This is a genomic window from Ignavibacteriales bacterium (assembly GCA_016700155.1).
In the GTDB taxonomy this organism is placed as follows: Bacteria; Bacteroidota; Ignavibacteria; order Ignavibacteriales; family Ignavibacteriaceae.
The window spans coordinates 1,074,890-1,096,671 of the sequence record CP065001.1 but is presented as its reverse complement, the minus strand read 5'-3'; the positions used below and the strand labels follow the sequence as shown (position 1 = coordinate 1,096,671).

Annotated in this window: 16 protein-coding genes; 5 read left to right on the top strand and 11 right to left on the bottom strand. The window is 36.7% G+C overall.

Annotated features, from left to right (window positions below; genetic code table 11):
- Positions 1–198: 198 nt before the first annotated feature.
- Positions 199–366, top strand: coding sequence for a hypothetical protein (locus IPM56_04565; protein ID QQS37232.1), 168 nt, complete (start codon positions 199–201; stop codon positions 364–366).
- 79 nt (positions 367–445) lie between these two features.
- Entirely contained in the window at positions 446–760 is a 315-nt protein-coding gene (locus IPM56_04560; GenBank protein QQS37231.1) for a hypothetical protein, read from the top strand.
- A 6-nt stretch (positions 761–766) separates the two neighbouring features.
- Here IPM56_04560 and IPM56_04555 read toward each other — a convergent pair whose 3' ends face one another.
- From IPM56_04555 to IPM56_04545, 3 genes are read right to left on the bottom strand one after another with little or no spacing between them, the layout of a single operon-like run.
- A complete protein-coding gene (locus IPM56_04555) occupies positions 767–1,105 on the bottom strand; it encodes a hypothetical protein (GenBank protein ID QQS37230.1) in 339 nt (112 codons plus the stop codon).
- Positions 1,106–1,141: 36 nt separating this feature from the next.
- Positions 1,142–1,405 (bottom strand): response regulator transcription factor, encoded by a 264-nt coding sequence (locus IPM56_04550; GenBank protein QQS37229.1) that lies wholly within the window; start codon positions 1,403–1,405, stop codon positions 1,142–1,144.
- 2 nt (positions 1,406–1,407) lie between these two features.
- Positions 1,408–3,075 (bottom strand): PAS domain S-box protein, encoded by a 1,668-nt coding sequence (locus IPM56_04545; GenBank protein QQS37228.1) that lies wholly within the window; start codon positions 3,073–3,075, stop codon positions 1,408–1,410.
- Between the two features lie 253 nt (positions 3,076–3,328).
- On the opposite strand from IPM56_04545, the gene IPM56_04540 reads away from it, so the two are divergent.
- Positions 3,329–7,291: a PAS domain S-box protein gene (locus tag IPM56_04540; protein QQS37227.1), complete on the top strand. Its 3,963-nt coding sequence runs from the start codon at positions 3,329–3,331 to the stop codon at positions 7,289–7,291.
- 282 nt (positions 7,292–7,573) lie between these two features.
- Here the strand turns inward: IPM56_04540 and IPM56_04535 are convergent, their stop codons facing one another.
- The 7 genes from IPM56_04535 to mgrA all read right to left on the bottom strand — a co-directional run bounded on the left by IPM56_04535 (position 7,574) and on the right by mgrA (position 16,411).
- A complete protein-coding gene (locus tag IPM56_04535) occupies positions 7,574–9,640 on the bottom strand; it encodes a methyl-accepting chemotaxis protein (protein ID QQS37226.1) in 2,067 nt (688 codons plus the stop codon).
- 38 nt (positions 9,641–9,678) lie between these two features.
- Positions 9,679–10,158 (bottom strand): chemotaxis protein CheW, encoded by a 480-nt coding sequence (locus tag IPM56_04530; GenBank protein ID QQS38224.1) that lies wholly within the window; start codon positions 10,156–10,158, stop codon positions 9,679–9,681.
- A gap of 57 nt (positions 10,159–10,215) precedes the next feature.
- Positions 10,216–10,602: a response regulator gene (locus IPM56_04525; GenBank protein ID QQS37225.1), complete on the bottom strand. Its 387-nt coding sequence runs from the start codon at positions 10,600–10,602 to the stop codon at positions 10,216–10,218.
- A 132-nt stretch (positions 10,603–10,734) separates the two neighbouring features.
- Positions 10,735–11,490, bottom strand: a complete 756-nt coding sequence (locus IPM56_04520) for a response regulator transcription factor (GenBank protein QQS37224.1) — start codon at positions 11,488–11,490, stop codon at positions 10,735–10,737.
- Positions 11,491–11,499: 9 nt separating this feature from the next.
- The gene (locus tag IPM56_04515) at positions 11,500–14,529 is read right to left on the bottom strand and encodes a PAS domain S-box protein (protein QQS37223.1); all 3,030 of its coding nucleotides are present in this window, start codon (positions 14,527–14,529) and stop codon (positions 11,500–11,502) included.
- 289 nt (positions 14,530–14,818) lie between these two features.
- Positions 14,819–15,316 carry a bacterioferritin gene (locus IPM56_04510; GenBank protein QQS37222.1) on the bottom strand — a complete coding sequence of 166 codons (498 nt, stop codon included), beginning with the start codon at positions 15,314–15,316 and terminating at the stop codon, positions 14,819–14,821.
- A gap of 102 nt (positions 15,317–15,418) precedes the next feature.
- On the bottom strand, positions 15,419–16,411 hold the full coding sequence (gene mgrA / locus IPM56_04505) for an L-glyceraldehyde 3-phosphate reductase (GenBank protein ID QQS37221.1): 993 nt from the start codon (positions 16,409–16,411) through the stop codon (positions 15,419–15,421).
- Between the two features lie 324 nt (positions 16,412–16,735).
- On the opposite strand from mgrA, the gene IPM56_04500 reads away from it, so the two are divergent.
- Positions 16,736–17,854, top strand: coding sequence for an outer membrane beta-barrel protein (locus IPM56_04500; protein QQS37220.1), 1,119 nt, complete (start codon positions 16,736–16,738; stop codon positions 17,852–17,854).
- 1,218 nt (positions 17,855–19,072) lie between these two features.
- Positions 19,073–20,572, top strand: coding sequence for a T9SS type A sorting domain-containing protein (locus tag IPM56_04495; GenBank protein ID QQS38223.1), 1,500 nt, complete (start codon positions 19,073–19,075; stop codon positions 20,570–20,572).
- Positions 20,573–20,575: 3 nt separating this feature from the next.
- On the opposite strand, the gene IPM56_04490 is transcribed toward IPM56_04495, so the two are convergent.
- The gene (locus tag IPM56_04490) at positions 20,576–21,763 is read right to left on the bottom strand and encodes a class I SAM-dependent RNA methyltransferase (GenBank protein ID QQS37219.1); all 1,188 of its coding nucleotides are present in this window, start codon (positions 21,761–21,763) and stop codon (positions 20,576–20,578) included.
- Positions 21,764–21,782: the final 19 nt, after the last annotated feature.

Below are 21,782 nucleotides of genomic sequence, written 5' to 3'. Positions count from 1 at the left end.
AGCCCGAAGTATTCCTGCCCGGTACTTCGGGCATTTTTTTGTTTAAACTTTCCCGGCATTTCTCCGATAATACCGAAAAATAATTGGCGTAACATGACCTGGTATTGTATTAAATTTTCCATCAGTACAAATTCAAAAGAAAAAAAATTTTTAAATGATTTCCGTGTGTTCTTCACGCAACTAGCAAGACCGCAAGGGATGTCACTTTTTAAAGACAAGGCATTGGACAAACGATATAGTTATTTCTATTTAAGAATTCCTCCTCACTTCCCCTTTGATCCACAAAATCTATTTGCTGAATACAAAATTGCTAAAACTTTTGCGCCTGCAGTTTTGAAATTGCTTCACGTGGAAGGTGATGAGTAGGATTTATCCTACAGTAATTGTATCAAGACTTCTATTCAAACCGGGTAATATTTTTCGATAATAAAATAAAAACACGATTATGTTAATTGAAAAAATTATAACCTGGTACAAAATAAAACTGCCTGATGACAACCAATATCATTCACTGGATCCAATGCTGCACAGAGCGTTCGAGAAGTCTTTCAATTGCATCAACCAGCCTGAAGGGATGACTCTCTTCAGATCAAGCTTTTCAGATGGGAACTGTTTGAATTATTACCTGAAGATACCCGCATATCTTTATTGTGAAATCGGCGAACTAAAATCAAAATATTATCTTCATCCGGTGAGTATGCACAGCGAAAATGATCTTGTCTTTATCGCCGGAAGCATTGATGAAATAGAATTAGTGTGAAAAGAATTATTGAACGAGGTTGTTCCTGATCGCGTAGTGAATCATTTCGGCGTTAGATTTAAGATTAAGTTTATCAAGTATGCGGGTTCGATAAGTATTAATTGTAGTCGGGCTCAATGAAAGCTGTGCCGCAATATCAGCCTGGCTAATCCCCTTTGCAATCATGATCATAATTTGAAATTCCCGTTCAGATAATTTTTCATGAAGTTTTTTATTCATGTCGAAATCAATCCTCGTTGCTATCATATCCGCAAGTTTACTGCTTACGTATCTTCCCCCGCTGATAATTTTCTTTATTGCAATCAGTAATTCTTCTGATGCTGAATCCTTGGTAACATATCCCATTGCCCCGCTTCTGAAAACACGTTCAGCATATTGTTCCTAAGGGTATGCACTCAAGACAAGAATCTTCAGCCCGGATTTTATTTCCTTCAAGTGATTAAGTACATCAATCCCTGATTTGTCAGGCAGATTAATATCCAGTATCAAAAGATCAACTTCATTATCCTGAATATAGTCAATTGCAGATGCGGCGAGGTTATATTCTCCAACAATCTCAAATTCCTGCTGACTGCCTAATAGTTTTTTTAATCCTTCACGGATAAGAATATGATCATCTACAATTACGGTTTTAACTTTTTGCATTTTTAAGCTTCACCATGCAATTCTAAAATTACTGTGGTTCCATTTCCGGGCATACTCTCAACTGTCAGTTTACCATCCATCGATTGCGCTCTTTCTTTCATACCAAGTATCCCGAATGTTTCTTTACTTTTTAAAATTTGTGTGTCAAAACCTTCGCCGTCGTCTTTGATAGTCAATAAAATACTTCCGTTGTTTTTTATCAGACTTGCAGAAACGTTTGCTGCTCTGGAATGTTTCTTAATGTTAGTAAATGATTCCTGCATTACCCTGAGTATCGTATTTGCTTTTTCTTTATTGACCTCATCATCAAAATTTTCTGATTTGAATGAACATTTTATATCGCTGTTAGCTGAGAATTGTTTTACCTCATAATCAATGGCGCTTAACAATCCAAGGTTATCCAGTATATCGGTTCTTAGTTCTGAAATAAGTTTTCTTAACCGCATCGTGGATTGATTAATCATCTCATTCATTGAGTTCATTTCATTCTTAAAATTTTCCTCATCGAACTTACCCTTATTCTGAATGATTTCCCTGCTGAGAAAGTTCAATGAAATTTTGAGTGAAGTAAGTATCTGACCCAATTCATCGTGCAGCTCACGTGCAATAGCGGCACGTTCCTGTTCACGAACATTCTGCAGGTACCTTGCAAGTGATCTTAATTTTTTTTCTGATGCCTGAATTTCTTCCCTCGCCAAAACTTTATCAGTAATGTCTGTAACCACAGCCACTATCTGATGCACATTTCCGGAAGAGTTAAATAGCGGTGCTGCTGATAAATTCAAGTGAACCGGATTTCCGTCCTTCCTCTGTCGGACAACTTCCACTCCATAGAGTGCTTCACCTGCAACAAGCTTACTAAAGAAAGTAAAGAACTCCTCCTTTTTATTCTGTGGAACTATTGGAAGGAATTTCCCGATAACATCTTCCCTCTTCCATTGAAAGATCTCTTCAGCCGCTTTATTCCAAATCTGTCCGACTCTTCCATCTCTATCCAATAAAATTATAGCTGCCGGCGATGCATGAACAATACCCTGCAGTGTATCATTCATTTCTTTAAGCTCCTGTTGAGTTTTCCTTCTTACAGAAATATCACGTGCAATCACCATCATTCTGTTGTCTGAAAGTTTAGCGGTATTTAACTCGATGTATTTTACTGAGGAGCCATCGCCCTGGATTAATCTTTCACCCTTCCAGGACATTTGGGAATGTTCAGTAGCAGATTTATTGTCTTCCGAAGTTGTGCTGAAAATTTCTGAAAGATTCCTTCCGATTATTTTTTCCTTTTCAACTGACAGTATCTCACACGCTTTAGTGTTTACGTCAGTCAACATTCCTTTTTCATCGGTTACAAAAATTCCATCGGCTGCCTGCTGAATCAATACCCGGTTCAGTTCATCTTCTTTACGGAGTTTCAATTCTGCAGCTTCAAGATTTATCCTGGATTGCTTCTCACTCAGATATGCACGTTCCAGATTATTCATCCATCTTCGCAGCATTGTAAACAGCAGCAAAGATGTAACAATGACGAAGAACCATCCTTTATACGTTTGTAAATTTGTTAGTTCAGCCTGATTTTGTGCGAAGAGACTTAGAATTGAATCAGATGTGATAATCCATATCCCTGCAATGAGAAGATACGCTATGGATATTTTAATATATGCTTTCACAAAAACCCTGCATTTGACTAACTGATAGAATTGTGATCAAAAAATACAGCGATATAATTTAAAGTGCTATATGCCAATAAAAAACTATCAGAAGTTAGTCCCGTTAAATTTTCACGTAATTATTTGTTATGACTAAGCAAATATCTGAAAATATTGTAGTTCAAATACTACTGCAAATTCATTTTTCACACTACTGACCCTCAATTAAGAGCTTACTATGTTGTATCCGAGTTAAAGTTAGCTGGCTAAAAAAATGAAGAATTTTAACAGGTTTCCGCGAAAATATTATATCCTGATTTCAGGATTAGCAATGGTTATTGCAGCGATATCAATATTTTATTACGACTACAGACAAACCGCAGTCGTTGATGGATATGCTGCCTCACTCGAAGCACTCACCGAATTAAAAAAAGACATCCTTGTTAAATGGAATGACGAGCGGCTTGATTACGCTAAAATGATTTCCAACGATAAACGCATTGCTGATTTTCTGATTTCCGCAAATACGGGATCAGCAGGTAAATCTGATATTGAAGCACTTGTAAAATCCATTTCGCACTACAGGTACAGCGATGAGCTATTGAATATTTCTCTCGTTGATTCAAAATATGAATTAATTTATTCCATAGCTGACACGCATAAAGTATTCTATGAATCCATTGAACCACTTTTAGCCCGTGCAAAACTATCCGGGAAAATTGAGATCTCTGAAATCCATCAGCCTGAAGATTATGATATTCACCATAGTATCATGGTTCCGGTTTATCGGAATCATAAATTTGTCGGCAGTTTAATAACTGAATTCTCCCTAAAAAATATTTTTACTCTGGCAGTTCCCAAATGGCCATTTTCCACATCAACAGGTGAAACTCTTATTGCCACACAGGACGGTGATAATGTCAGGTTTATCAGCAAACTGATAAATGAAAAAACTGTTGATCTAAAACTTGAAACTCCGATGTCCGATTCCCTTCCCGCATCGATGGCAATTAAAGGTAAACGTGGAATTGTAGAAGGCTTCGATTACAAAAATGATGAAGTGCTGGCTTATGTAGATTCGATACCGGGAACGAACTACGTTATCGTATCCAAGATAAATAAGAGCGAAATAGATCTGTCCCTTTCTCCTGCACGAATTTATATTTTTATTTCGGCGGTAATTTTATTCGCGGCAGTACTTTCAATAATAATCGGGCAATGGAAGGTAAACACAGCAAAATTTTATAAAGAACAACTTAAACTTGAAACCGAAAAGAACAAACTCCAGACCTATAATGATTTTCTAAGTAAGTACGCTAATGACATGATTTTCCTCATTAATGAAGAAGGAAAAATTCTTGACGCAAATGAAAAAGCGTGCAATGTTTATGGTTATTCAAAAGAAGAATTTTTAACAATGCATTCCGGTGATGTGCGGATTGAAAGTGAAAGAACTTATTTCGAAGAGCATCTGAAGCATATAAATGAACACGATGGTTACATTTTTGAAACCAGCCATAAAACTAAAAACGGAAAAACATTCCCCGTAGAAGTAAGCTCACGATTTTTTCAGGTTGACGGGCAAAAATATATTCAGGCAATTGTCAGAGACATTTCTGAAAGACAATCAGCAGCGGATTCTTTGAGGAAGAGCGAACAGAGATTCAGGACATTTGCCGAAACAAGTGATGATGTGATTTACATTTACCGTACAACACCAAAACTTCATTTTGAATTTGTCAGTCCTTCTCTTGAAAATGTTCTTGGATATAAGCCCGAGGAATTTTACAACAACCCGTTATTTGAACTGCAATTAATTCACCCGGATGACTCGGCAAATATATTCGGCAATTACAAAAGTCCCAGTGAACAAAAAAGTCAGGTGATACGATACATTGCAAAGGATGGTCACACCGTTTGGATGGAACAGACACGGATAATTCATTTTGACAGAAGCCAGAATATCGAGTTCATATACAGTTCTGCAAGGGATATCACCAAAAGAATAATGATTCAGAAATCACTTGAAAAAAGTGAACACCGTTACAAGTCCTTAGCAAAATTTTTACCTGTGGGAATGTACCGGGCAGACTTTGCGGGAAACTGTTTGTATGTAAATGAAAAATGGTGCGAGCTGACAGGGATGACTCCTGATGAAGCATTTGGCAAAGGATGGTTAAAATCAATCTACCCGGCTGATAAAGATCTTGTTCTGAACAAGTGGAAACAATTGCTCGAAAATAACGAGACCATTTCGGCTGAATACCGATTAATAAAATCAGACAACTCCATTGTTTGGGTACTTGGCAGTGTTACTTCTGAATTTGATAGCGAAGGAAATACCAGCGGGTTTGTAGGATCCGTTACCGACATCTCTGAAATAAAACTAATGGAAGAAACCATCAGGTATCAGAATTTAAGGTATGATACTTTGTTAAAATCTACTGCGGCGGCTGTTCATATACTTGATGGAAACGGAAATGTAATTCAGGCGAACGATGCATTTTGTAAACTGCTTGGTTATACCTCGGATGAAGCCCTTATGCTAAATGTTTCCGATTGGAATGAATCTTACTCCGGCGAAGTTTTTCAGATAGCAAAAAAAGAAGTGTTTGAAAAACCAAACCTGTTCGAATCGACAATGAAAATGAAAAACGGAACTACTATCGATGCTGAAATTTCAGCAACGGGTATAAAGTTTAATGATCAGGAAATGATATTCTGCACAGCCCTTGATATAACTGAAAGAAAAAAAATACAGAAACAGATAGCCGATTCAGAATTGAAATTCCGGTCACTGTATGAACTTGCCAATGATGCTATACTTTTGATTGATCCTGAAACTTATAGAATTCTTGACTGCAACCCGGCGGCAGAAGAATTATTCGGAATGGATGAAAATTCTATAATTGGAAAAATGCCGGCAGATTTATCACCTGCAATTCAACCGGATGGAAGCATTTCGGAAATCATTTCTGAATACTACCTGAAGAAGTGTAACGAAAACGGGTTTGTGCGATTTGAATGGGAACATTACAGGTTTTTTGAACAGCCCTTGAATGTTGAAGTCAGCCTTAAAAAAATAAATATGGATAATAACGGGTTGGTACAGGCAATTATCCGGGATATGAGCAATCTAAAAAAACATGAAGAACAGATAAAATTATTATTCAGATCCATTGAACAAAGTCCTACATCTGTAGTAATCACGGACATCAATGGAAATATAGAATATGCAAATCCCAAGTGCCTTGAACTTACCGGGTACACACGTGAGGAAGTTACCGGACAAAATCCACGAATACTTCAGTCAGGACAAACACCTAAAGAAATTTATGAACAGATGTGGCAAACCATTTTAAATGGTGAAGAATGGAGAGGAGAATTCTTAAACAGGAAGAAGAATGGTGCACTGTACTGGGAAACAGCAGTCATCTCACCGGTTAAAAACGATACCGGTGAGATACTGCATTTCGTTGCTGTTAAGGAAGATGTCACTGAACGAAAAATAATGGAGTCCGAACTATTAAAAGCCAAGGAAAAAGCTGAGGAAATGAACAAGCTAAAGAGCGCTTTCCTTGCAAATATGAGTCATGAATTAAGAACACCGCTTGTGGGTATACTCGGAGGCGCATCAATTATTAATGAGGAATCAAATGAACCGGAAATAAAAGAATTTTCCGAATTGATACTGAATAGTGCAAAACGCCTGAATGATACTCTTAATTCAATAATAGATATATCAAAAATTGAATCTAGTCAACAGCCTGTAAGAATATGTGAGTTAAATATCGCTCCGATACTAAAGGAAATTATTTCACCATTTATTGCGCAGGCAGAAGCAAAAAAATTAACGTTTAACTATTCCAATGGAATTGATTCCGCGTTTGTGTTCGCGGATGAATCACTATTTAATAAATCTGTGAATTATGTTATCAACAACGCAATCAAGTTTACAGAAAAAGGACATATTGATCTTTCACTTGAGCAGATCGATCATTCATTTGTAATAAAAGTAGCGGATACCGGGATAGGAATACCTGATTCATTCAGGCAAAATATATTTTCACCATTCAGACAGGCAAGCGAGGGACTTTCAAGGAAATTCGAAGGAAACGGGCTTGGACTCGCGATAACAAAAAAATTTGTTGAATTAATGAACGGTGAGATATGGTTTGAGAGCATTGAAGGTGCCGGAACAACGTTTTACATGAAATTCAGACGAGTTAATAAATAAAAATCTTTTTCTGCATCAATCTTTACTTGACAAAATATTAAAACAAATTTAACTTTCGCATGGTAATTTTTGTTGACGGGGACGCCCTTAACAAAGTCTGCAGAATTACCTAACCCCCATGCCCGATGTGTCCTGCCCGCGCATCGGGCAACTTTTTATCCAAACGGAATGAATCAAACCCTGAAATAATTTTCTGAAAAGTTATGTCTTGGGAATTCTGAACAGCAAAAAAAAACCGGGTGAACTTTCATCCACCCGGCAGGTAAGTGTGAGGAGAGACTCTTAGACTTCTACGATCTTACCATTTTGTCTTACTCCATATTTTGATGCTGATTTCTTATCATCAACTTTGAATTTACTGATAAGAGACTGAAGATTATCTGTCAGCCTGTTCAGATCTTCAGCCGCCCTGGCAATCTGCTGTGTACCTGCCGCACTTTGCTGAGTTACACTGCTGATTGCCTCTATATTTTTGCTGATCTGTTCAGCAGCACTTGATTGTTCCTCACTTGCTGATGCAACCTGTGTTGCAAGATCAACAACTTCTTCGGCACCTTTGATAATTTGTTCGAGGGACTCCCCTGCTTGGGTCGCAAGTTCCCTGCCTTTAGCAACCTCTTCTGTCCCCCGCCCAATTGAATCAACCGCACCATTGGTGTCTACCTGAATTTTCTTAATCATGCCGGCGATTTCTTTTGTCGCTTTTGTTGTTCGTTCTGCCAGTTTGCGGACTTCATCAGCAACAACCGCAAATCCTCTGCCCTGTTCGCCAGCTCTTGCTGCTTCAATTGCTGCATTTAGAGCAAGCAAATTTGTCTGATCAGCTATCTCATCTATTACCTGAACTATTTCACCGATCTGATCACTGCTCTTGCCCAGTTCCCTTACTGTTATTGCTGCCGCACTTACAACTTCATCAATTCTCCCCATGCCGTTTATCGTATCTTTCACCACTTTTCCGCCGTCACGCGCAAACGTGCCCGCATTCTTTGCAGTCTGCGCAGTTGAACTTGCATGTTTGGATGATTGCAGTATTGTGGTTGTCATCTGTTCAACCGCTGCCGCAACTTCATTAGCCTGTGAACTTTGTTCCTGTGCCCCTGCTGCCATTTCTTCAGTGCTTGATGATATCTGTGTACTTGCGCTTGCCGCGGCCGCAACTGCTTCAGCTACATCACTTATTACTGAACTAAGTGATTCACCCATTCTATTAATGCTGTTCTTAATATTCTGATGCTGTCCCTTATACTCTTTTGTGACGCGCACAGTAAGATCACCCGTTGCCATTTCTTCAAGAACCTTTGCGCCATCCTGAACAGGTAAAATGACTGCATCAAGTACACCGTTAAATCCTGTAACGATTTCACTGTAAGCCCCCTCAAATTTTGATGCATCAGCCCGTTTATCCAGCCTGCCTTCTTTTGCATCGTTAATAAGCTTTGTGGTTTCATGACTTAGATCTTTTATTTTTTCTCTTACTCCTTCATAAGCATCAATACCGCCCTGTGCCATTGTGATCATCTTATCTACAGTGTCAGCCATTTTCCCGACTTCATCTTTTCTGTTTAATGAAAGATGTTTGGTTGCTTTTTCAACTTTTGCTGTCAGGTCGCCTTTTTCCATTGCAAGAAGTCCGTTACCCAGATTAGTTATACAGACTGTCTGTAATTGCTGAATCCTTTCAGCAACAAGACTTACTGGACTGACTATACTTTTTGTAATTACCAAGCCAAAACCGAGAACAGCAATAATTGTAATTAAACCTATGATGTACATGAGATTACGCGAAGATGTATAGCTTTCGTCCGCGAGGATAGCGCTCTGGTGCATCAGTTCGGTCTGGTAGTTAATTAACTCCTTGCAGGCATTCATGTAATTCCTTTGAGCTTCCCTAAAATCTGTAAGAAGGATTTCAACAGCCGCGGTTTCATTTCCATTATTTATTTCATTTATTACCCGCTCCCTGACAGGATAATATTGGTTCTGTCTTACATCCTCAAACTTCTGAATAAGAGCCTTCCCTTCAGTCGTTGTAATTGTTCTCTTTAATGAATCAACATTGGCATCAATTGCTGCGGCAGTTTTTGGAAGCCGGTCGAATTCAGTTTTTCTTGCCGATGGATCAGTAACAAGCAAAATATTCCTTATTACTCTCGCGCCTTCATTAATATTGTCAATTATATTATTAGCCCATACTGTTTTAGGAAAACGGTCGTTAGCCATAAAGTTTACTTCTTCATCAAGACCTGAAAGCCTTGTGACCGAAAACAGAATTATAAATGCGAGTGCTATTAAAGCAAATGCGAATCCCAGCGCCAGCCGCATTCCGATTTTCATATAGTTCAACATTTTTCTCTCCGCTTAGTTTTTAATTAATGTTTATTTTCTCAATTGATAGTTTCTTTAACAGAATATTCGTCCGCACTAAATACCTTGTTCAGGTCAAGAAGTATAAGAAGCCTGTCCTCCAGTTTACCCACAGCGGTAATAAACTTTGATTGTGTGTCCGTCACTATTTCAGGAGGCGTTTCCATAAGTGTGCGAGGCACGCGTAATACTTCGCTGACACGGTCTACAATAAACCCGATTGTTTTATTATTTATATCCACCACAATTATCCGGGTGTGTTTATCATTTTCTTTTTTTGTCAATTCCATTTTAGAACGAAGATTCACAACAGGTATTATTCTGCCCCGAAGGTTAATAACACCTTCCACATATACGGGTGAATTAGGGATCTTTGTTATTGACATCATTTTGTTTATTTCGCGCACACTGAGTATGTCAACACCGTATTCTTCTTCATCAAGATTAAAACTTACCAATTGAAGAAGTTCGTCGTATTCCCCTTTAATTGTTTGATTGATATTCATTATGCTCTCCTGTTATCTAACTGCTTTAACATTTTCAAAAATAAAATTGATTTAAGTATTCAATTCTTTTTTACGCTTTATCCTGGTTGTAATTACTCTGATAAGATCTGTAGCCCTGAATGGTTTTTTGAGATAGTCATCGGCGCCAAGGTTCATTGCGTATCTCAAATCATCATCGGAAGTTTTTGAACTTAGAAATACAAATGGAACTGATGACAACATCGGGTTTTTGCGGAAATAATTAAGAAGATCGTAACCGCTTAACCCGGGAAGTATTATATCTGAAATTACAATGTCCGGTTTGTTATGATTTGCCGCTTCAATTGCTGCCTCACACGATGAGGATATCATTACGTTGTAGTTTTGATTCAACAGAATATCCTCCAGATTACTTCGTACATCATTCTCATCTTCTACAACCAAAACCAGATCATTCATTAGTATTTCCTGTTACTATACTGGTAGTATAATCGAAAGGACCGCTTTTTATTAGACTTTATTTCTGTAGAAGACTAATATGATCGGTAAGCGCGGAAATTATGGCGATGAACGCGGGAAAATTGAGACGAATTATTTGAGAGAAAGTTTTTTTCTGATTAATGCGGAACAGCGCTGACTGAAATGAATAGTGCCGTGATGATGTTTTATCCGTGCTGCGAAAGCCCCCTTGAACATAGGTTCAATTTTTTCAATGAAACTGATGTTTAAAATTGTATTTCTGTGAATACGTATGAACGAACCTGGATCAAGATTCTTTTCCCAGTTTTTTAAAGATCTTTTCATCATAATTTTTTTTGAATCAGCAGTATGCACAGTTGTGTAATCACCCGACGCTGAGATAAGGACTATCTGTTTAATATCAACTATATCCGTCTTGCCAGATGTTTTAACAATAAATCTTTCTGTCTTTATTACATCCGGTTTTACCGAATGTGCGTCGGTAAAAGATTTTAAATCATTTATTCTCTTCAACCTGTTCCGAACCGACTTTAAAAGATCTTTGGCTGAAACCGGCTTTGTGATATAATCGTCGGCACCGAGAGAAAGTCCGGTTCTGATATCGTTCAAATCAGATTTTGCTGTAAGAAAAATAAATGGTATGCGGGAAGTTTCTGAGTGTGAGGATATTTCCTCTTTTACTTCATAACCATTAATCCCGTCCATCATTATATCACATAAAATAATATCAGGAAGTGTCTTCCTGGCAAGCATTATTCCATCACTGCCATTAGAGGCAGTGATAACTTCATAGCCGTCTTCAGAAAAAATATCAAAAAAATTTTCTCTTATATAATCTTCGTCTTCTATTAAAAGGATTTTCGCCATTGCCTGCCTTTAGTTGTTATCTACAGGAATTATTATATCCGTATTTTTTTCACACGAAAGCCTTACTTTGAAAGTGCTTCCCTTACCAAAAGCGCTATCCACACTGATTGAGCCGTTGTGTAATTCAACCGCTTTTTTAACTATGCTTAATCCAAGTCCGCTGCCTTTTATTGTGCCGGAATTTCTGCCTCTGAAAAAGGGTTCAAATAACATTTTTAATTCGTCGGAAGGGATTCCGATTCCTTTGTCGGAAACTATAAATTCAATTTTATCACCATCAGAAACAGCCGTGAGGTTGATTTCATTATTCTTTGTTGAATACTTTATCGCATTTGAAATAAGATTATTAAGTATGTGAGAAATTAATTTGGGATCAGCAAAAACATTTTTAGCCGAACACTGATTTTCAAAATTTATTTTATGAGTAACGAATTGACTCTGTGATTCCTCAACAATATCCCTTACTAATGATTGAAGATTAAACTTCTGAGGAATAAATGTAAAAAGTCCCCGTTCACTTCTGCTCATTGTAAGAACTTTATCGAGCATATCTGTCATATACAAAACCGAATTTTGTATTTTTTTCAAATGCCCGGTTGATTTTTCCTTTGTCCATTTTTCAATATACATCTCCAGAAGATCCGCAGATGACAGAATTGAAGTAAGCGGTGTTCTGAACTCGTGCGAAGTCATCGAGATGAAATTAGTTTTCATTTCGTTCAGTTCTTTTTCTTTTTCAAGTGCTGCTTTAGTGTGAAGTTCGTATTCCTTTTGGCGGGTGATGTCGATAAGCAAACCTGTAATTCCCTCCGGAGTATTTCCACCCTGTCCGAATGAGGCTTTATAAACAAGCAGTGTTTTTTGCTGACCTTCTTTGTTCACAACACTGGTTTCATAGACTACTTTTTTATGAGAAGCATATAGTTCACAATCGTATTTTTTTGCAAGAACGGCGGGTTCGCCTCCCGGTACATCATCAACAGTTTTTCCAATGATATAATTACGTTCAATTCCGAAAAATTCCTCAAAGGCTTTATTAACTTCGGTATATTCACCATCTGTGTTTTTTACAAAAATAGGATTGGGTATGGTATCAAGAAGAGTTTTAAAGAAATTGTTTTGCTTTTTGATCTGGCCAGTCCGCTCTTCAACAAGTTCTTCTAATTTTAATTGATATTTTTTTAACTCATCTTCAGCTTCGATCCTTGCGGTTATATCTTCTTTCACTGCGACAAAGTTGGTTATTTTTCCGGCTTCATTTACTATCGGCGAAATGTTAGCATACTCCCAGAACAGGTCACCGTTTTTCTTCTTGTTTCGAAATGTACCTGTCCATTCTTTCCCTGAAGTAATCGTATCCCAAAGCATTTTATAAAATTCCTCAGGTTGATCACCGCTTTTCAGAATGCGCGGATTTTGACCTTTAGCTTCATCAAATGAGTAACCGGTTACACTTGTAAATTTTGAATTTACATATTCGATATTACCCTGAACATCAGTTATTACAATTGATACCTGGCTTTGTTCAACTGCCTGTGATAACTTTTTAATATGATGTTCCTGTTTTACCCTGTTGGTTATATCAGACATTATTCCGATTACGCCTACTATTTCACCATGAAGATTGTGCTGTGGTTTCGCAGACCATTTAAAAAACAGATCCCGTATGGTTATCACATCCCTGGTTTCAATCCCTCTCAAACTCTTTGTGAGGTTTTCGGATATGTTCCTGATATTTTTAAAATCTGTAAATACGTTTTTCCCTATAATATCCCCTGGCTCAAATCCAAGATCGCGCAGAGGCTTGCCGTCAGCCATTGTTACAATTCCGCTGCAGTCAATCGAAAACATAATTGCATCAACATTTTCAGTTACGGTTCTTAATCTTTGCTCACTTTTCCGTATAAGTTCTTCACTGTTTTTCTGATTTGATATATCAGTAACAAAACAGAGGAACACGCCCTGCGAGTTTATGTAAACAACATTTATCTGAACGGAAAAAATCTCGCCATTTTTACGGCGCAGTCGGGTTTCAAACCTGTCCCATCCTTCAGCTATTACGGCTTCAATGTGCTGTTGGGTTTGCTGCGGTGATTCATTCGCATCAATGTCATTTATATATTTTGTAAAGAGTTCTTCTTTTTCAAAACCAAGCATTTGACAGGCACTATCATTCGCTTCAACAATTCTTCCGTTAGACAGCATTGAAAGAAATCCGTTCCCGGTAGTTTGAATTAAAGCTTTATATCTTTCATCTCTTTTAGCGAGCGCTTCCTCACTTTTTCTGCGCTCTGTAATATCATGTATTATTGAGTATAACAAGGTTCTCCCATTAAATAGAACCGGACTGCTGAACACTTCCACATCTTTGACACTACCGGATGCCAGCCTGTGTTTAAAATAGAACCTGTTTTTTTCTCCGGAAATAATTTTTTGTATAATGTGCATTATCTCCGGTCTCGATTTTACGTTGATCTGACTAATGTTCATTGATTTGAACTGCGCAGCACTATAACCGTAAAATTTTTCAGCAGCTTTATTTGCCTCGTGAATACCCCCTGTTTCAGGATCTACAAGCAGCATGACAGCATGATTGCCGTTGAACAATGCAAACGATCTGCTTTCACTTTCCTGAATATGTTTCATCAACCTGGATTTATAAAGTTTCACTTCAATTGAAACTAAAAGTTTTACCGGCTCGACTGGCAGAGTTATAAAATCATAGTCTGAATGAGAATGATTCCTTTCCGAAAAGTGTTTTGAATCACAAATAATAATCCGGGGGACGTTGACTTCATTGTGAATAAATTTAAATAGCTTTATGCCGCACCCTTTATCAAGCAATGATTGATTCAAAAGGAAAAGATCAGGAAGATCATTTTTTAATATTTCTATTAAATCATCTGATAATGATTTTAAAACGATCAATTTGTAGGATGAATTTACAAGTGCGTTTTCAATAGAACTGATGTTTTGAATATTATCATCAATAAGTAAAATTCTGGCAGTGGTATTTTGTACCCGTATTTCTTCTGTCATACCTGATCCCGGACAATATGCTTCCGACCCCTCGCTTTAAGATTATTAGAATTAACAATTCAGTAAATATTATTAGTGCAGCGCTAAGATGACAAACAGCTAACAATATTAGGGAGGCGGCTTGGTTTAGTGCCTGACACTCCAGTTCTATTATCGCAAAAAAACTGGAAAAGGTTAGTCATTAAAAGCAAAAATGCACTCAAGATTTTTGAACTAAATAAGTCTCTCAACCGATAATAAAAAAGGCTGATCATTTGACCAGCCTTAACTATGAACTATAAACAATTTTTTATTCTGTAGGTCTTCCTGCGGAAATATTTTTACTTCTTTCGATGGATTGTAATGCAAGATACCTGTCGCCGAACTTTGTAAGATTATCCTGTTCGGTGTCGTACTGATCGAAATGTCTTTCTTCATCCATAACCAGACCTTCAAAAATTTGTTTGGTTGCGGAGTCAGCATTCTTTGAACATTCGTTTGCCCAGAGGTTGTAATCACGTGCGCTTTCATTTTCCATACTAGCAGCAGTTTCAAGCATTTTCTTTACGTCTTTAACATTCTTTACTTCTCCACCGACTTTCATAATAACTTCACCTTTAAGAAATAAAATTCTTTCGGCTAATTTTTCAACGTGTAGCATTTCTTCAATTGCTGTTCTTTTAAAAAGTCCTGCAAGCAGATCATATCCCTGGTCATCACATAAAAAATGAAATAACATATACTGATGAACAGCTAATAGTTCATCTGCAACAGCTTTGTTTAATAGTTCGATACTTTTTTCGTGCATGGTTTTTCTCCTTATAATATAATCGGATTTACATAATCCAAAAAAATGTCTGAGTAAATATACCAAATCCTCTAAACAGAGTATAAACCATTTTTGTTCAATTTAATTTTTCAGAATTTCATCTATCGATTTTAATTCATCATCTGAAAATTCGGTATTGTTAAGTGAATTATAAGCGTCATCAATCTGCTCAACCTTACTTGCACCAATCAAAGCTGAAGTTACGACAGGATTTTTTAACACCCACGCAATCGCCATTTGAGCAAGTGACTGTCCGCGTTTTTTAGCAATGTCGTTCAACTTTTTTATTTTAGAAAGAACCTCATTTGTGATTGACTCTTTTTTCAAAAATGTTCCTTGTTTTCCCGCTCTCGAATCAGAAGGAATTCCGTTTAAGTACTTATCCGTCAGCAAGCCCTGTTCAAGCGGGGAAAACACAATACAGCCGACACCTTTTTCTGCAAGTACATTTGTTAACCCGTTCTCAATCCATCTATCCATCATGCTGTATCTGGGTTGATGGATAAGACAGGGCGTTCCAAGTTTTTCAAGAATCTCAACAGCTTTCAATGTTTGTTCAGCGTTGTACTGAGAGATTCCAACATAGAGTGCTTTTCCGCTTCTTACAATATGATCGAGTGCGCCCATTGATTCCTCAACAGGAGTTTTTAAATCAGGACGGTGATGATAAAAGATGTCGACGTAATCAAGTCCCATTCGTTTTAGGCTCTGGTCAAGACTTGCGATGAGATATTTTCTTGAGCCAAGATTTCCATAAGGTCCGGGCCACATATCCCATCCTGCTTTTGTTGAGATGATAAGTTCATCACGGTAAGACGCAAAATCTTTTTTAAGTATTTGTCCGAATGTTTCCTCAGCAGATCCGGGAGGCGGACCATAATTATTAGCTAAATCAAAATGTGTAATACCAAGGTCGAATGCTCGGTGAAGCATCTTTCTGCTGTTTTCAATTGTATCAACCCCGCCGAAGTTGTGCCACAATCCAAGTGAAATTTTAGGCAGTCTTATTCCGCTTTTTCCGCATCGGACATATTTTATTTTTTGATAGCGTGATGGGTCAGGCTGGTAATTCATATAAACTCCGTTTATGATAATTAATAATCCAAAAAAAATTCCAGGTCGAACACAATATAGTTTTTGAGGAATTAATTCAACAACTGTACATTTTATACTAAGCAACAATTTTTGTTTATCAATTAACTCCAGATAAATTTTTACCACAAATTATTTTTATATGACAATTTCATTTTAGTCAATTAGGTTCTAAGTTAAGCATAGAATTATTAATAATTCTTTTAGGCAGAAATCTGGGTAATAAAACATAATGATATAGTATTATGACAGCAGCACGGCAGGCATTTTTAAAAATCAATTCAAAACAAATTAATCGGGGCTACAATGAAAACTTTAGCAATCCTACTTTTCCCTTTTTTGTTATTTGCTCAGCAAAATTATACTGATAATCTCGTTCTGGTAAACGGAAAATCTTTTCCATGCATGGTGACAAGCATTTCAGATGAAAAAGTTGAAATCATCTATATGAATTATGTACCTGAAAAAACAATATTGAAAGCAGTAAGCCTGATAACTGTTGATAAGCTCGGTGAAATTTATTCAGCAGAGAAAGGATTTAGCTACAAAACAGATTATCTCAATGATTTTTTTGAAAAGCGAATCGATGAGTTTAATAAGCAGAAAGAGATAGCTGCCGAGTTAGAAAGAATCTCAACAGAAAATAAAGTGGTTAATGATAAAAGTGAAATTGGTAATGTAGTGTATAGAGGCGTACAGGGTACCGAATACATTGTTAAAGGAGATGAATCAAAAAACAGATGGTCGTTTGGAGTTCTATACGTACCGTATTTTACTGATAGATTATATAATGTAGTAATCTCGAGTTCAAATCCACCCAGCTTTAGTACTTATTACATTACTGAAAATGAAATCAATTTAGAGGGGCAATTGGCTTACAACTTTCAACCTGATTTTAGTGTATCTCTTGATTTTTCCTATTCGGATACTCAAAGTGAAATCCGGAGTGAAGATCATTCAAGAGGTATGTACAATAATTTTGATGAAGGTGAGATTACTAAAAGCGGTTTATCAGTATTTGATTTCAGTATAGGTTTAAAATATTATCTGCACAACCGTATACCCGGCAAAGTTTCTGCATACGTGCTGGCAGGCTTTGGAAAACAGTTTGCTTTTGCCGAAGAAACTTCTGAAGTATTGTTTTCAACTTATCCGAATACTTTAGTATTTGAAAATAATGTTGAAGAATACCTGGAAGATTTAAATTCACCGTGGCATTTTAATCTTGGGTTTGGTGCAGAATACTTTTTTAACCAATCATTATCACTGGTTTCAAACATAAGGTTTTTGTACTCGGCAACTACTGCCAAATATGATTCAAGGTCTACGTATATAGGCCAGGAAACAACTTATTCGAGCAGCCGTGAGTACAAAACTTCGTACGTCAATACCCGATTCGGGTTGGGATTAAATTTTTATTTTTGACAATAAGTTGGATTTCATTCTACAGCGGGGTATAAAATGATAAAGAGATTTTTAATTCTTTTTTGCCTAAGTACATTAACCTTTTCCCAGGTATATGAACAGGACGGTTTGTTTTATAAAGAAATTCCCATAAGCAAAGATTCATTTCTTGTAATTCAGAATCAATCCTCAACATCAAAGGTCAATGATAATCCCAAAGAGCTACCAATAATTAAACCTGACTTTATGGTTAATGAAATTGCAGGTATTGGAGGTTCAGAACAATATAGTTTAAGTATAGCAAAAGCAGGCTCGGGCAACTATTGCGCAGCATGGATTGACAAGCGGAATGGAGGCGATCAAATCTATGCCCAATTTTATAACGCTGACGGAACTAAAGTCGGTGTTAATAAACCAATATCGGTTTCTAATCTCAACTGGAATAATTCACCATTTGTTACGGCAAACGACAATGGTGATTTTTTAATAACATTTGCTGAAACATACTATTCTATATCAATCTATAGATTCAATTCGGCTGGAACGCAAATCGGTTCACAAATATTTATCTCTGGTGGCTATTATTCAGATCTTGGATATCCTTCTGGTATTCTAAATAACGATCGGTCTTTTTTAATTACATTTACAGGAGAAGTTGGCGGGCAAGCAAATGATTTATTCGCACGAAGATACGATTCATCCGGTCTACAGGTTGGCAGTGATATTGTGGTAAACGATTATAACAATAAGGTTTCAAGTTTTGGTGAAACAAAATATATATCTAAAGACAATGCGGGTAACTACTGTATTACCTGGAGTTCATCCGGTGGAACTACAAACTCAAAAATCTATTTACAATTACTTAATAATACAGGACAGAGAATAGGACAAAATCAGATCGTTTCAGATTCTTTATGTTTAAAACATAATTACTTTTCCAAGATTACATCTACTTCAGACGGAAATTTTCTTATTGCCTGGCGATTAGATGGTGGTGGTGTTTCAGCAAGGATTTTCAATTCACTTAACTACTTTGTAACAGATGTACTTGAATTACTTGAACCTGAAGGAATAAGCTACACGTTTGAAATTTCGAGTGACAGGGACAGTACTTTCTTTTTATTACTTTATCTGGATGACTCACTTCGGGTAAAGAGAATAAATAAATTGGGTAACGATATTGGCAATCCAATTGCAATCGAAAATAATCCTGATTTAGGATATAGTTACTATAAATTTATGACTGATTTATTTAACAATTCTTTTATAGTAGGGTATTTAAAGTATTTTGCTAATAATTCAGAGGTTTATTACCAAGAATTCAACTACGATATTTCACCACAAAGTGAACCAGTTAAAATCAATGACGATTGGGGCAGTTCGAATCAATATAAACCACAGGTAAAATTTAATTCAATTGGAGAATCAATTATTGTATGGTACGATCAGCGTAATGGCAGAGATGAATTATACGCACAATTGTACGACGCAGATTTTAATCCCATAAATTCAAATATTTGTTTAAGCGACACACCCATATATTGGTCAACAGGTTATTATAAAGACATCGTTTCTTTATCAGACGGAACATTTATAGTAGTCTGGTTAGGAAGCGATGATGGTTACCCGACATATTTGGTAGGACAAAAAATCAGTCGTAACGGGGAAAAACTTGGTAACAACAAAATACTTCAGGAACCAATTCCTGATTACACAAGAATAAACCTTGGAATTAATACCAATGATGAAATTGCTATGTGTTTTTATGATAGTTATCGAGTTAAGTATAAAATGTTCGACGGAGATCTGGCTACAATTAGAAATGAAATAACTTTACTAAGCATAAATTATCCAATTAGCTATAGAGCTATTGATACATATATAGACGATGATCTTAGTTTATTAGTTACTCTGCAATACTATAATAATTCCATAAATGAATATGACAAAAATCTTCACTGCGTTCACTTCGACAGCCGGGGGAATATAAAATCAGCTTTTGTAATTGATAGTCTTGCCGGTTATGTAACTGATATTGATTGCAGAAAAGATGGATGGGACGTTGCGGTAATGTACACAAATAATGGAATTACTGATCTTAAAAGAATTTATCCGTCGAAAGATGGAAAAACAACCAGTACTTCCTTCGGATATGCCGGGTATAATGCTCTGCCTTCGAATATCCTTGAGTTTAAAGATGCAAATATCTTTTTGATTTATAATACAAATAATACTCTCTGGGGTTTTTATGCGAATGATAGTAAAAGAAAAACTTCTGAGTTTATTGTACAAAAAAATATTAATCTTTTAACGAGCCCCACCCAATACGAGTATGATTATGGCATCAGTTTATCTGATGATAAAATAGTTTTGGCGTATCAAAGCAGTATAAATGGTAACACCGGAGTAGATATCTGGGCAAATGTAAAAAGAATCGATGACCTGGATTTTTCTAAATCATTTTTCTATCCGGAACAAAGGCAAGATTTTCTGTATGACAATTTCCCGAATCCCTTTAATCCCGCAACAACTATTGCTTATGAGCTGCTTGCATTTCATAAGGTGAAACTGACAGTGTATGATATTCTTGGTCGTGAAGTAAAAACACTTGTTAATGAATACCAGGAAAAGGGAGTTTATGAAGTTGGGTTTGATGCTTCTGATCTTGCTTCAGGTGTTTATTTTTATAAGCTGGAAGCTTTTGATACTACGATTAAAAAGATGCTATTGATTAAATAATTGTTATTTATCATCGGGGAGTTCGTTGCGGTACTTGCGCTTTTTACTTCCTTCATAACTATCGATTTGAAGCAGTACACCTTCAAGTTTACCATTGATTAACGGGATCCTTCTTGATGTTCTGAGACCGATTGATTTTCTTAATGAAGGATCACCTGTATAAATATATGCAGTGGTGCCTTTACATTTTGTTTTCAAAAAATCACCGAACTCTTTGTACAGTGATTGCACTTCCTCTTTTTCGCCAAGACGAATTCCGTAAGGAGGATTGACAATCAAAGTTCCATCTTCAAAATTGTTTATATGCTGAAAAGGCTGTCCTGATAGTTCCACTGAATCACCAAAAGGTAAACGCGATAAATTCTCTTCTGCAACTTTAATAACTCTTTGGGATTTGTCACTCCCCTGAATTAATCCACCAGGCAATGGACGAATATTTTTATCTGCATCTTTTTTAATTTTTTCCCAATCACCAGAATTGAAATCAGGAAGATTTGAAAAACCGAATTTTGTTCTTAAATACTGGGCAGGAATCCGGCAATAATGCATTAATGCTTCACACAAAATTGTACCTGAGCCGCACATCGGATCCCAAAGATTATTTTCGCCATCCCATTTACTTATCCTGATTATAGCTGCGGCAAGAGTCTCCTGCATCGGTGCATCGCCTGCAAGAAGCCTATACCCTCTTTTGTGAAGCGAGTCGCCTGAGGTATCGAGACTTAAAACAGCATCATCTTTTTCAATATGAAGATTAAAACGAACATCAGGATTTACAGTATCAACATCGGGACGTTTGCCGTACTTATCCCGAAAGAAATCAGCAATTACGTCTTTCAAACATTGCGACGCATAAAGTGAATTTGTAATTGTACTTTTTGTAACTGTCGAGGTGATCGCGAAAGTTTTATCTACTGAACAGAAATCTTCCCAATTAATTTTCTTAGCAGCTTTAATAAGCGCATTTGTGTTCGGGCATTTGAATTTGATTAGTGGTGCAAGTACCCTGGAAATAAGCCTTGATGTATAATTGATCTTATAAAGATTAACAAGATCAGCTTTGAAATAAACACCGCGGTAAGTTGTATTTATTTCTGATGCACCTAATTCAGTTAATTCCTCCTTGCATAGTTCTTCCATCATTCCCGGAACCTGTGCAAAGTAAATCTGGTTTTTCTGGTATTCGTACATAAAAATTTTCTATTGAAAT

What these genes read in the sequence shown, in the direction of transcription:
- IPM56_04565 (QQS37232.1), top strand. Translation starts at nt 199, where the DNA reads ATGTCACTTTTTAAAGACAAGGCATTGGACAAACGATATAGTTATTTC.
- IPM56_04560 (QQS37231.1), top strand. Translation starts at nt 446, where the DNA reads ATGTTAATTGAAAAAATTATAACCTGGTACAAAATAAAACTGCCTGAT.
- IPM56_04555 (QQS37230.1), bottom strand. Translation starts at nt 1,105, where the DNA reads ATGGGATATGTTACCAAGGATTCAGCATCAGAAGAATTACTGATTGCA.
- IPM56_04550 (QQS37229.1), bottom strand. Translation starts at nt 1,405, where the DNA reads ATGCAAAAAGTTAAAACCGTAATTGTAGATGATCATATTCTTATCCGT.
- IPM56_04540 (QQS37227.1), top strand. Translation starts at nt 3,329, where the DNA reads ATGAAGAATTTTAACAGGTTTCCGCGAAAATATTATATCCTGATTTCA.
- IPM56_04535 (QQS37226.1), bottom strand. Translation starts at nt 9,640, where the DNA reads ATGTTGAACTATATGAAAATCGGAATGCGGCTGGCGCTGGGATTCGCA.
- IPM56_04525 (QQS37225.1), bottom strand. Translation starts at nt 10,602, where the DNA reads ATGAATGATCTGGTTTTGGTTGTAGAAGATGAGAATGATGTACGAAGT.
- IPM56_04520 (QQS37224.1), bottom strand. Translation starts at nt 11,490, where the DNA reads ATGGCGAAAATCCTTTTAATAGAAGACGAAGATTATATAAGAGAAAAT.
- IPM56_04515 (QQS37223.1), bottom strand. Translation starts at nt 14,529, where the DNA reads ATGACAGAAGAAATACGGGTACAAAATACCACTGCCAGAATTTTACTT.
- IPM56_04510 (QQS37222.1), bottom strand. Translation starts at nt 15,316, where the DNA reads ATGCACGAAAAAAGTATCGAACTATTAAACAAAGCTGTTGCAGATGAA.
- mgrA (QQS37221.1), bottom strand. Translation starts at nt 16,411, where the DNA reads ATGAATTACCAGCCTGACCCATCACGCTATCAAAAAATAAAATATGTC.
- IPM56_04500 (QQS37220.1), top strand. Translation starts at nt 16,736, where the DNA reads ATGAAAACTTTAGCAATCCTACTTTTCCCTTTTTTGTTATTTGCTCAG.
- IPM56_04495 (QQS38223.1), top strand. Translation starts at nt 19,073, where the DNA reads ATGACTGATTTATTTAACAATTCTTTTATAGTAGGGTATTTAAAGTAT.
- IPM56_04490 (QQS37219.1), bottom strand. Translation starts at nt 21,763, where the DNA reads ATGTACGAATACCAGAAAAACCAGATTTACTTTGCACAGGTTCCGGGA.